Origin of the sequence: Streptomyces sp. B1866 (assembly GCF_031932565.1) — a bacterium.
Taxonomy (GTDB): Bacteria; Actinomycetota; Actinomycetes; order Streptomycetales; family Streptomycetaceae; genus Streptomyces.
On record NZ_JAVSCF010000036.1, the window covers coordinates 1 to 11,385 of the forward strand.

At 74.7% G+C, this 11,385-nt stretch carries 9 protein-coding genes; 7 read left to right on the forward strand and 2 right to left on the reverse strand.

The window, feature by feature from the left end:
* Positions 1-259: 259 nt before the first annotated feature.
* Positions 260-853 (reverse strand): L,D-transpeptidase, encoded by a 594-nt coding sequence (locus RKE29_RS08100; protein ID WP_312004393.1) that lies wholly within the window; start codon positions 851-853, stop codon positions 260-262.
* Positions 854-1,460: 607 nt separating this feature from the next.
* Between RKE29_RS08100 and RKE29_RS08105 the strand changes: the two genes are divergently transcribed.
* From RKE29_RS08105 to RKE29_RS08135, 7 genes are all read left to right on the forward strand, one after another.
* Positions 1,461-2,195, forward strand: a complete 735-nt coding sequence (locus tag RKE29_RS08105; RefSeq protein WP_312004394.1) for a DUF4232 domain-containing protein — start codon at positions 1,461-1,463, stop codon at positions 2,193-2,195.
* Between the two features lie 337 nt (positions 2,196-2,532).
* The gene (locus tag RKE29_RS08110) at positions 2,533-4,200 is read left to right on the forward strand and encodes an MFS transporter (RefSeq protein WP_312004395.1); all 1,668 of its coding nucleotides are present in this window, start codon (positions 2,533-2,535) and stop codon (positions 4,198-4,200) included.
* Between the two features lie 97 nt (positions 4,201-4,297).
* The gene (locus tag RKE29_RS08115) at positions 4,298-7,300 is read left to right on the forward strand and encodes a SpoIIE family protein phosphatase (RefSeq protein WP_312004396.1); all 3,003 of its coding nucleotides are present in this window, start codon (positions 4,298-4,300) and stop codon (positions 7,298-7,300) included.
* Between the two features lie 104 nt (positions 7,301-7,404).
* Positions 7,405-8,406: an ABC transporter ATP-binding protein gene (locus RKE29_RS08120; RefSeq protein WP_312004397.1), complete on the forward strand. Its 1,002-nt coding sequence runs from the start codon at positions 7,405-7,407 to the stop codon at positions 8,404-8,406.
* 33 nt (positions 8,407-8,439) lie between these two features.
* A complete protein-coding gene (locus tag RKE29_RS08125) occupies positions 8,440-9,117 on the forward strand; it encodes a DUF1707 domain-containing protein (protein ID WP_312004398.1) in 678 nt (225 codons plus the stop codon).
* 134 nt (positions 9,118-9,251) lie between these two features.
* Entirely contained in the window at positions 9,252-9,608 is a 357-nt protein-coding gene (locus RKE29_RS08130; RefSeq protein WP_312004399.1) for a hypothetical protein, read from the forward strand.
* A complete protein-coding gene (locus RKE29_RS08135; RefSeq protein WP_312004400.1) occupies positions 9,605-9,862 on the forward strand; it encodes a type II toxin-antitoxin system RelE/ParE family toxin in 258 nt (85 codons plus the stop codon). Before RKE29_RS08130 ends, RKE29_RS08135 begins: the two co-directional genes overlap by 4 nt.
* A 52-nt stretch (positions 9,863-9,914) precedes the next feature.
* Here RKE29_RS08135 and RKE29_RS08140 read toward each other — a convergent pair whose 3' ends face one another.
* Positions 9,915-11,213 carry an SGNH/GDSL hydrolase family protein gene (locus RKE29_RS08140; RefSeq protein WP_312004422.1) on the reverse strand — a complete coding sequence of 433 codons (1,299 nt, stop codon included), beginning with the start codon at positions 11,211-11,213 and terminating at the stop codon, positions 9,915-9,917.
* Positions 11,214-11,385 lie beyond the last annotated feature (172 nt).

The window sequence follows — 11,385 nt, forward strand, 5'->3', positions numbered from 1 at the left end:
AAGATCAGCCGTTAACTTGACACACCCCCCGCTGGCAGCGTCTCGGTCACCGGCCCATCGTAGGACTCACCTGGGCATTTCCTTCCGACCCTCGCCCGCCCTCGCCCTCATGGCCCCCTTTGACGCGTGCCGCGACCGTCTCGGCCTGGCCCTGGCGTCGCCACGGCGTCGCGTCCCCGGGGCAGAAGCGGGGAGGCCGGACCGCCGTGTGGTGGTCCGGCCTCCCGTCGCTCCGGCTGGGCGTCCCGGCCGCCGTGGTTCAGCTGACGTACAGCTTGCTCGGGTGCGGGTAGTTGGACCGCAGGTCCTGGAGTTCGCGGATGTCGTGCGGGCTCAGCTTGATGCAGCCGTTGGAGGCGTAGCTGCCCGTCCAGCGGTAGGGGCCGGTGCCCTGCCTGCCGTCCGGGCGCATCTTGCTGTGGATGAACAGCTCGGTGCGCCACTTGCCGCTGTGGCACTTGTGGTTGCCGATGTCCCAGGCGATGCCGTTCACGCCGCGCGGGCCGCCGTTGTGGTGCGGGTAGTACTGGCGGATCTTGTACGTGCCGTTGGGCAGCCAGCCGCGCCCGGTGGCGCAGGTGTCCTTGCTGCCGTTGCCGGAGCCCGCGCGCCAGCTGTCGATCACCCAGGTGCGCACCTTGTCCGGGTTGATGACCTGGACGTAGATGAAGCGCAGGCGCGAGTTGAGCGGGTTGGAGCCCTTCTTGAACTCCAGGTAGGTGTAGCTGCGGCCGCTGGCCGCCTGCGCGGAGGTGGCGGTCGGCGCCGTGGCGGTGGTCGCGGCGGCCGCCGGGCTGCCGAGTGCCACGGGGACCGCCGCGCCCGTCATGGCCACCACGGACGAAAGGACCACGGCGCCACCGATTCTGCGCCGCAGGGTTTTCCGCTTCAACGTGTTCCGCATGGATCTTGCCCCCGTCTTTCCCGTTTTTCCGGTAACGACCTTTCCTGGAAATTAGCGGTCCCCGTGCCGGGCGCCATCCGGTGCGCAGTTGAGCTTGCGTGAAACTTTCGCAGTAGGCGTCGCCGTCACTGAAACTTTCGCGGTATTCCATGAAGGCCGTGCAGGATGAAATGACGCCTGCGGGACAGGCCGCACAACGGGCCGAGGGCAGAGGGTTGTGGCGGCTCGGTGCGGGCTCATGCGCTGGTCAGAGCCCCTTTCGGGCCCTGTCGCCGCTGGGGTGGGCGGGCCGGAGGGGCCTGTCGCTCCCTGCCGCGGTCCCGGTCGAACTCCGTCCTGCGGCACGTATGCGGATTTCGCCGGTCGCGTGCTGCCGGACGGCGGCAGCCTTTCGGGTCGGCCCCGGGTGCGACGGTCCGTACCGGGGTTTTCGGTGTCGCCGTTGTGTCCCTGGTTCGCAACAAGCGCGCGGGTGAGATGAATTGGCGGCCCGGGCCGGACATAATCCTGTGGCTGGCAAATCCTTTTCTTCCCAACACGACTACGGGGGATCACCATGCGCCCTGCCCGCACGACGTGGAAGACCTGCGCCCTGGGGGCCGTGGCCGCCGTCGCGGTCCTGTCCGCCACTGCCTGCGACGCGAGCGGCAAGGACGACGGCGCGAACGCCACCGGCTCGTCCGCCACAGCCACGGCCACGCCCACCGCCTCCGCGTCCGCTTCCACGCCCGCGTCCGAGCCTGCCACCGCCGCCCCCACCGCCACGGCGAGCGGCTCCACCGCCCCTACCGCGACCGCGCCCGCCGCTCCCGGCGCCGCCCCGAGCGCGAGCCGCACCGGCACCGTCGCCACCGCCGCCTGCGCGGACCAGGACCTCTCCATCAGCACGTCGTACTGGCGGCAGGACTCGGGCCAGAACATGCTGATCACGGCCACCAACGTCACCGGCAAGCCGTGCACGCTCCACCACTACCCGTACATCTACTTCCGCGACGCGGACCAGCCCATCCCGTCGTTCGGGCCCAGGCCGCAGGCGGTCGCCACGATCAGGCCGCACCAGAAGGCGTACGCCGGTGTGCACCTCTTCCGCGCGGGCGAGCCGACCGGCAACGCGGTCGAGCAGTTCGGCATCGGCTACCAGGACCGGGCGCCCGGCAGCAACCGGGACGTGGCCGCGCTCGACGTCCGCGCGCCCGAGGGCGGCGCCAACGTCGGTCCGCACCCCAAGGTGACGTACTGGAACCTGAGCCGGAGCGCGGTCGAGGACATCGTGTTCCGGTCGGATGACTGACGGACGGCGGCAGGCGAGGACGGGGCGGGGTGCCGGTTCGACGAACCGGCGACCCGCCCCCTTCCGTCGGCACCCCGGGGCCGGTGCGTCAGGGCGCGGCCAGGTCTGGCCCCCTTCCGTGGTCGGCGTTGCGGTGCGCCCCGGGCGGGGGAGCGGTCGTCGCCGCGGCGACGCGCCGCCGCGCGGGTGCGGGCGTCGGCCCGGCGCCCTAGCGTGGAGGACAGGAAGCACGGCCCGGCCGGGTCGCGGGAGACGAGAGGCCCGGCGGCGCAGAGCGGCGTCCGCTCTGGGCCCGTGCGGCCGTGCTCGCCGCGCCCGCGGGGCAGGAGGGAGTCGTATGCCCTCGCCGTCCATGCCGCCCGGCTGTCTCTCCCGGCTCTACCGCCGGGACCTCGACCGCTACCCGCCGACCGGGCACCGGCTGGCCTACCTGGCCGTCGTCGTGGCCACCACCGTGGTCATGTACTACATGCTGTTCGTCCAGTTCGCGGTGGCCGCCTCGATCATCCGGCACTTCGGCATGACGTTCACCTATTTCCTGTGGGTGACGGTGATCAGCAGCCTGGCGGGGGCCTTCTCCTCGCTGCTGGCCGGGCTGGCCGACCGCTGGGGGCGGGCGAACCTGGTGGTCTACGGGCTGCTGGCGGCCAGTGTGACGACCTTCTTCGGGTTGCCGAACGCCGGGAGCAAGCAGGTCTTCCTGGTGCTGTCGGCGCTGGTGTCCTTCATCGAGGGGCTGGTGCTGGTGGCGGCTCCCGCTCTGGTCCGGGACTTCTCGCCGCGGCTCGGCCGGGCCACCGCGCTGGCGTTCTGGGGCATCGCCACGGACATCGGCGGCCTGACCGTGGCCCTGGTCGTCAGCAGCACCCTCGAACGCCTCGGCTGGCAGGACGAGCTGCGCCTGGCCGGTGCCGCCGGGTTCGCGGTCTTCCTGGTCGTCGTGGTGGCGCTGCGTGAGCTGTCGCCGCGGCTGCGCGATCAGATCATGGTGACCCTGCGGGACCGGGCGCTGGTCGAGGCGCGCGCCAGGGGGCTGGATCCGGAGGCGGTCCGGCGCGGCGAGTGGCGGCAGGTGACGGGGCCGCCCGTGGTGGTTCCGGCCGTGGGCGTCTCCCTGTTCAGCTTGCTGTACTTCGCGGTGGTGGGCAACGCCGTCGTCTACTTCGGGACCGTCTTCGGCTACAGCGAGCAGCGCACCAACGCGCTGATGAACTGGTTCTGGGCGGCGGACGCGATCGCTCTGCTGGTGGCCGGCCTGCTGTCCGACCGCTTCCTGGTGCGCAAGCCCTTCATGATCGTCGGGGCGGCGGGCCTGATGGTGCTGACCGCGATGTTCGCGCTGCGGGCCACCGAGCCGACCACCGGCTACTACACCTTCGTCCTGCTGCTGGCCGTCAGCGCCCTGTTCGCGGAGCTCGCTTTCGCGCCGTGGATGGCGGGGTTCACCGAGACCGTCGAGGAGCGCAATCCGGCCGGGGCGGCCGCGGGGCTCGCCGTCTGGGGCTGGATCTTCCGCCTCACGCTGGCGGCCTCCACCGCGGCCCTGCCGCTGGTCGTCTCGTCGGCCACCCCGCTGCTGGAGCACGGCCCGCAGGTGGCGGCCGCGCGGCAGAAGGCGGCGCCCGCGCTGGACGTCATCCGGGCGCACCCGCGGCTCTTCGCGGAGCTGGACCGGTACCCGCCCGGGGCGGTGCCCCCGGCACTGGCCGCGCGGGCCCGCCGGGAGGTGGGGCCCGCCGGTCTCGCGACCGTACGGAAGGCGCGGCCGGACCTGGCCGTGCTGCGGACGTACGGTCCCAGGGTTGACCGGGCGCAGGCGGAGGTCCCCGGGCAGTGGCAGACCTGGTGGTGGGTGTGCCTGGGCGGGCAGGCGGCGTTCGTGCCGTGCGTCTTCCTGATGAGCGGGCGGTGGAGCCCGAAGCGGGCCCGGGAGGACGTGGCGCGGCACGAGGAGGCGGTGCGGCGGGAGCTGGCCGCGCTCGCCGCCGACCGCGGAGGGCGGTGAGCCGCCGGTCCCCGGGGACGGTGAGAGGATGGACATTCGGGACGGAGCATGCCGGATGTGCCGGACATCGCAGCTTCTGGGATGGTGAGGGACCGCCATGGGTGCCCCACGCGACGAGGGTCGGCCCGACCCGCCGGAGCCGGCCGTGTCGGCCGTGCGGGCCGAGCGGCTGCGGCTGCTCGCCGGCCTGCCGGAGGAGCTGAGCGACCGGGAGATGCTGCTGCACGCCCTGCTGCACGCCACGGCCGAGTTGGGCGGGCTCAGCGGCATGGCGCACATGCGTGAGCGGATCTCCAAGCGGGAGATGGTGCTGGTGGTGAGCGCCGGGACGGCCCACCCCTTCACCCGGGCCTGGGACCGCATCTCCGAGCGCGGCCCGGTGGCTCCCGCGCTGTCCGTCCAGCGCGGCGGGTACGCCTACGTGCCCGAAGCCGGGGTCCCCACGCGGTTCCACGGCCGTCCGCCCGGCCCCGTCGGCCCCGCCGCGGCGCCGGAGGGGTACGGAATGGCGGCGGTGCCGCTGGACGGAGAGGACGGGCCGGTGGGCGCCCTGTCCGTGGTGGTCCCGGCGGCCCATGCGCCCGGACCCGGGCAGCGGGCGTTCTTCGAGGACGTGGCCCGATGGGCCGGCGGGCGGCTGCGGCTGACCCCGCGCGGCCCGGAGGGCGTGTCCCCCGGCCTGCTCTCGGGGCAGGACGCGCGGGCCGCGGCCGACGCCCCACGCCGGGAGCCGGAGGGGGAACCGGACCGGGGGCCCGAGGCGGTGCTGGTCGGGAACTGGACGTGGGACCTGCGTACGGGGGAGGTGGCCATCGACCGGTCGCAGGGCACGCCGTCCCGCCCCGTATCGGCGGAGTTCCACATCGACATGGCGTCCTGGGACGCCCTGGTGCACCCGGACGACCTGCCCTGGGTGGTGGCCGAGACCAGCCGGGCGGTCCGCACGCGCGGCGTCCTGGACCTGGAGTTCCGGCTACGGCGCAGGGACGGGACCTACGGCTGGGTGCGCGACCACGGCCATGTCGTCACCGACGAGCACGGGACGCCGGTCCGGGTGGAGGGCACGACCCAGGACACCACCCGCACGCACGACGCCCTGGAGTCGGTGGGGCGCGCCCTGCTGCACATGAGCGACGGGTTCCTGTCCGTGACCGGCGACGGGCGGATCGCGTTCGTGAACGCGGCGGCGGAGCGGCTGCTGGGCCCGTCGCGGGAGCTGGTGGCCCGTCCGCTGTGGGAGGCGCCGGTGCTACGGGGGGCGCCGGGTGTCCGCGAGGGGTGCCGCCGGGCTGTGGCCGAGGGGGAACCGGTGGTGTTCGAGGTGCCCGGCCGGGAGGACGGCCAGTGGTACCACCTGCGCCTGGTGCCCATACCCGACGGGCTGACGGTGTACGTCGCGGACGTCACGGAGCGGCACCGGCGGGAGGCCGAGCGGCAGGCGGCGGAGCGGGCCGCCGCGCAGCGGGCGGCGCTGATGGCGGGGCTGACACGGGCGCTGGCCGAGGCCGTCACCGCGCGGGACGTGGTGGACGCGGTGGCGGGCAGCGTGCTGCCCGCGTTCGGCGCGAGCGGGCTGCTCGTGATGCGTCTTGAGCGGGAGCGGCTGCACCTGGTGGGCTCGGTCGGCTACTCCCGGGACTTCGCCGAACGGGTCCACGGCATGCCGCTGTTCTCCTCGGTCACCGGCGGCGCGATGCGCTCCCGCACACCGGAGTTCACCGAGTCGGCGGCCGAGTTCCTGTCCCGGCACCCGCAGCGGGACGACGTGGCGGACGCCGACGGGAAGCAGGCCGGCGCGGCCCTCCCGCTGGTCGTGTCCGGCCGTCCGATCGGCGTGTGCGTCGTCTCCTACGACGGGCCGCACCACTTCGGCGAGGACGAGCGGACGCTGCTGACCGCGCTGAGCGGCCTGGTCGCGCAGGCCCTGGAGCGGGCCGGCCTGTACGACGCGGCGGCCACCCGCGCCCGGGACCTCCAGCGCGCCCTGCTGCCCCGCGCCCTGCCGTCGTCGGCCGCGCTGACCGCCGCCGCCCGGTACCTGCCCGCCGGGCAGGGCGCGGACGTGGGCGGGGACTGGTACGACGTGATCCCGCTGTCGGCCGACCGGGTGGCGCTGGTGATCGGGGACGTGATGGGCCACGGAATTCCGGAGGCGGCCACCATGGGGCGGCTGCGCACGGCGGTGCGCACGCTGTCCGACCTGGAGCTGCCGCCCGACGAGGTGCTGGCGCACGTCAACGACGTGGTCGCGGAGCTGGGCGAGGAGGCGTTCACCACCTGCCTGTACGGGGTGTACGACCCGACGACCCAGGTCTTCGCCTACGCCGACGCCGGCCACCTGCCGCCCGCCGTGGCCCTGCCGGACGGCACCGTCACCTTCCCCTCGCTGGAGCCGGACCCGCCGCTGGGGGTGGCCGCCCCGCCGTTCGGCACCGAGGAGGTCCGGCTGCCTGAGGGCAGTGTGCTGGTCCTGTACACGGACGGGCTGGTGGAGGAGCCGGGTCGGGACATCGACGACGGGATGGGGCGGCTGGCCCAGACCCTGGCCACGGCCCTGCGCGACGGCGACGGCCTCGGCGGCGGGCCGGTCGGCGCCGACCGGGCGAGCGACCCGGAGCGGCTGTGCGACAGGGTCACCGCCGCCCTGCTGCCCGCCGACCGCCCGGCCGCGGACGACACCGCGCTGCTGGTCGCCCGTACCCGGGCCCTGGCCCCGGAGGACATCGCCGTCTGGGAGCTGCCGGAGGACCCGATCGCGGCCTCCCAGGCCCGCAAGTACGTCCGCGACCAGCTCGACGCCTGGCACCTGGGCGAGGACCTGGAGATGACGACGGAGCTGATCGCCAGCGAGCTGGTCGGCAACGTCATCCGGCACGCCCGCGGCCCGATCAGGCTGCGCCTGCTGCACAGCCGCACCCTGATCTGCGAGGTCGCCGACGGCTCCCTGACCACCCCGCACATCCGGCACGCCTCGGTGACCGACGAGGGCGGACGGGGCCTGCAACTGGTGGCCGCCATGGCCCGGAGCTGGGGCACCCGCTACACCGCCACCGGCAAGTGCATCTGGACCGAGCAGGCCATCCCGGCGGACCGCCGCTGAGACCGGGCAGCCCGGAACCGGTGGGGGATGATGTCCAAGGGCCGCAGGCGTGCGACCAGAGGTCCCGGGGCGGGCGGCGGGACGGGCGACGGGAAGGGAGCGGCATGGACGCGGCGGCGGACGCGGCGGAATCCATCGGGGACGCGGACCGGTTCATCGAGGTCGACGGGGTGGAGAAGGTCTTCCAGGTGCGGCGCAGGGCCGGGCTGCTGCGCCGCGAGCGCGCCGAGGTGCGGGCCGTGGACGGGATCAGCTTCCGGGTGCCGCGCGGCGAGATGGTCGGTTACATCGGACCCAACGGCGCGGGCAAGTCCACCACCATCAAGATGCTCACCGGCATCCTCGTGCCCAGCGGCGGGCGGCTGCGGGTGGCCGGGCTCGACCCGTCCCGGGAGCGGACCCGGCTGGCGCGGCGGATCGGGGTGGTGTTCGGGCAGCGTACGACCCTGTGGTGGGACCTGCCGCTGCGCGACTCGTACGCGCTGGTGCGGCGCATGTACCGGATTCCGGAGAGCCGTTACCGGGAGAACCTGGACCGCTGCGTCGAGCTGCTGGAGCTGGCGAAGCTGCTGCCCGTGCCCGTACGGCAGCTCTCGCTCGGCCAGCGGATGCGCGGTGACATCGCCGCCGCCCTGCTGCACGACCCCGACGTGCTCTACCTGGACGAGCCCACCATCGGCCTGGACGTGATCAGCAAGGCGAAGGTGCGCGCCTTCCTGCGCGACCTCAACGCCGAGCGCGGCACGACCGTGCTGCTGACCACGCACGACCTCACCGACATCGAGCAGCTGTGCCGCCGGGTGATGGTCATCGACCACGGGCGGCTGATGTACGACGGGCCGCTGGAGGGGCTGCACGCGGTGGGGGACGGCGAGCGCACGCTCGTGGTCGACCTGGAGCGGGAGCTGCCGCCGATCGAGGTGCCGGGCGCGCGTACGGTGCGGGTGGACGGGCCCCGGCAGTGGCTCGCCTTTCCGGCGACGAGCAGCGCCGCGCCGCTGGTCGCGGCGGTGGCGGCCGGGTACCCGCTGGTGGACCTGTCGGTGCGGGAGCCGGACATCGAGGATGTGATCGCCGCCATGTACGCGGGTGGCTCCGCCCCCTGACGCTCGCTGACAACAAGTCGATAGGCTCCGCGCATGACGAACGCCGCACCCTCTCCGGGGACGACCCCGGAGCCCTCCGCCCCGGCCCTGCGGGCCTCCGACGCCGAGCGCGAGCGGGTTGCCGAGGCCCTGCGGCAGGCCGCCGCCGAAGGGCGGCTGGACATGCCCGAGTTCGAGCAGCGGCTGGACGCCGCCTACCAGGCCCGTACGCACGCCGACCTCGAAGCGCTGCTGCGCGACCTGCCCGTACCGGCCGCCACCGTGTCCGGCGCGGCCGACACCGCCTGGGCCGGCCGGATCGGCGGCCCGCCGACCTCCGGCAGCGCGCTCGCCTTCCTGGCCGGCTTCCAGCGCAAGGGCCCGTGGACGGTGCCCCGGCGGTTCAAGGCCACCGCCTTCTGGGGCGGCGGCGAGATCGACCTGCGCGAGGCGCGGTTCGAGGACCGCGAGGTGGTGATCCGCTGCGTCGCCGTCATGGGCGGCCTGTCGGTCATCGTGCCCCCGGAGCTGGAGGTGCGGATCACCGGCACCGGCATCATGGGCGGCTTCGACCAGAGCGCGGCGGGCGCGGGCGCGCCGGGCGCGCCGACCGTGGTGATCTCGGGCTTCGCCTTCTGGGGCGGGGTGAGCACGGAGCGCAGGCGGACCCGCGAGGACCGCAAGCGGGTGCGGGCGGAGCGGCGGGAGCTGAAGGCCCAGCGGCGCCGCTAGGCGCTCGCCGCGCGGCGGGCGGGATACCGGTTCCGGCGTCGGCGTGACACGCTGTGTGACGCCGCCGCTGCGCGGGCCTTCCGGGTCCGGGGCGACGGTGTCCGAGGCTCATCCGGGGCTCACGAGGAGAACGCGTGTCAGACGTCTGGTCCAGGGCTCTACGGCAGGCACGAGAGGACACCGGATTCCGGAGGGCGGAGCTGCCCCGGCGGGTGGACAGCGTCCGTGCGGCGTTGAGCGCGGAGCGCCAGGCGGCCTTCGACGCCGAGCTGGCCGCGCTGTCCGACGGCGTCGCCTTCGAGGTCTTCCTCGACCACTGGTGGACCCAGGCACTGGTGGACACGGCCGGGGACCGGACGGCGAAGGAAGAGGCACTGGACTTCGCCGATCTGGCCGTGTCGCTGCGCATCTCGCTGAGCGGCGGCCCCACGGCGTCCGCGGCCGATGCGGAGGTCCTGGTCGCCGTTTCCGGCACGGCCGACGCCCGGTGAGGTACACGATCGTCTGGGACCGCGCCGCCACGGAAGGGCTGCGGCGGCTCCGGCAGCGGGACGGGGAGAAGGCGGTCAGGCCTCTGACGAAGGCCGTCAACGATCTGGCGAAGAACCCGGAGCCGCCCGAAAGCACCAAGCTCGGGTCCACTGGCATCCGGCGGCTGCGCGTCGGGATCTACCGCGCCACCTACGAGATCCAGGGCGCGACGATCGCCGTCAAGATCCTCATGGTCGGCAGTACGGCGGTCTGAGGCGGCCCGCCGTCGGCGTCCGGGCCCGCCGACCGCACCCGCCCGGCCGCCGCTACCGTACGGCCGCCGCGGCGCCCAGCAGGCCCAGGTCCAGGGCTCGGGCCATCGCCGCGTAGCCGCGGTCGCCGGGGTGGAGGTGGTCGCCCGAGTCGTACGCCGGGTACAGCCGCAGCGGCAGGGCCGGGTCGCGCAGGGCCTGGTCGAAGTCCACCACCGCGTCGAAGACGCCGCCCGCGCGGATCAACTCGTTCACCTGCTCGCGCACGGCGTTCAGCCGGGGCGTGAAGCCGCGGTGCCCGTGGAAGGGCGTCAGCGTGGCGCCCACCACGCGCAGGCCCCGCGCGTGCGCCCGCGCGGTGAGCTGGGCGAGGCCCGCGACGATCCGGGACGGGTCGGTCTGGTGCGGGGTGCGCAGGATGTCGTTGACGCCCAGCGCCACGACGACGGCCCTGACGCCCGTACGCGACAGCACGTCGCGGTCGAAGCGGGACAGGCCGCTGGGGTTGGCGGAGCGGGGGCCCGGGCCGCCGTCGGCCAGCACGCGGTTGCCGCTGATGCCCTGGTTGAGCACGCCCAGGCGGGGCGCGCCCGGCGCGGTGCGCAGCCGCCGGGCGAGGTAGTCGGTCCAGCGGCGGTTGGTGCGCGGGGTGGAGGTGACACCGTCGGTGATCGAGTCGCCGATGACCACCACCGCGCCGGGCGCCTCCCGGGTCCACACGTCCACGGCGGTCAGGTAGCGCCAGTGGGTGGTGCCCTCGGTGTACGCGGTCCCGGCGGTGTCCCCGGCGCGGTCGCCGCGCGCCAGGTAGGACAGCTCACGCGCGTGCGGGTGGAAGGTGACCGGGCCGGCCGCGGCCGGGGAGTAGGTGGTCACCAGCAGGTCGGCGGCGGCCGGCACGCCCAGGCCCACCGGGTCGCTGAGGGCCCACCCGCCCGGCGGCACGGTCACCGCCGGGCGGCCGCCGAAGGTCAGGCGGCGCATGGTGCCCGGCACGGCGGCCGGACCGCTGGGCACGGCGGCCAGCGCGACCGTGGCGTGCGTGACCGGCAGCGGCGCGGTGCCGTAGAGGTTCGACACCTCGATACGGGCCCGGCTGCCGCCGACGCTGGTGTGCACCACGTTGCGCACCGACACGCCGCCCGGGTCGCGCGGCAGGCCGGGCTCGGCGCCCACGGCCGGCGCCGACCAGGTGCCCACCCAGCCGGCCGGGTAGGCGGGGACGGCCCGGCCCGGCGGTTCGTACCCGCCGTCGTCGTCCTCGTCGGCGACGGCCAGGTAGATGGCGGTGGACACGAGGAGGACGACGGCCACCAGCGCGGCGAGCACGGCGTAGGCCGCGCGGCGGGGCATCGCGGGCACGCTCATCGGCGGGGGCCTCCTCGGGCGGGACGGCCGGAGCCCTGCGGGCTCCTGGGGGGTGGCACGGCGGCGCGCCGGAGCGTAACCGGCGCGGCGGGAGGGGGTGACCGGGCCCTGCGGGCCGTGAGTGGCGGCGCGGGCCGGTCGGGCCTCATGCTCCCAC

What these genes read in the sequence shown, in the direction of transcription:
- RKE29_RS08105 (WP_312004394.1), top strand. Translation starts at nt 1,461, where the DNA reads ATGCGCCCTGCCCGCACGACGTGGAAGACCTGCGCCCTGGGGGCCGTG.
- RKE29_RS08110 (WP_312004395.1), top strand. Translation starts at nt 2,533, where the DNA reads ATGCCCTCGCCGTCCATGCCGCCCGGCTGTCTCTCCCGGCTCTACCGC.
- RKE29_RS08115 (WP_312004396.1), top strand. Translation starts at nt 4,298, where the DNA reads ATGGGTGCCCCACGCGACGAGGGTCGGCCCGACCCGCCGGAGCCGGCC.
- RKE29_RS08120 (WP_312004397.1), top strand. Translation starts at nt 7,405, where the DNA reads ATGGACGCGGCGGCGGACGCGGCGGAATCCATCGGGGACGCGGACCGG.
- RKE29_RS08125 (WP_312004398.1), top strand. Translation starts at nt 8,440, where the DNA reads ATGACGAACGCCGCACCCTCTCCGGGGACGACCCCGGAGCCCTCCGCC.
- RKE29_RS08140 (WP_312004422.1), bottom strand. Translation starts at nt 11,213, where the DNA reads ATGCCCCGCCGCGCGGCCTACGCCGTGCTCGCCGCGCTGGTGGCCGTC.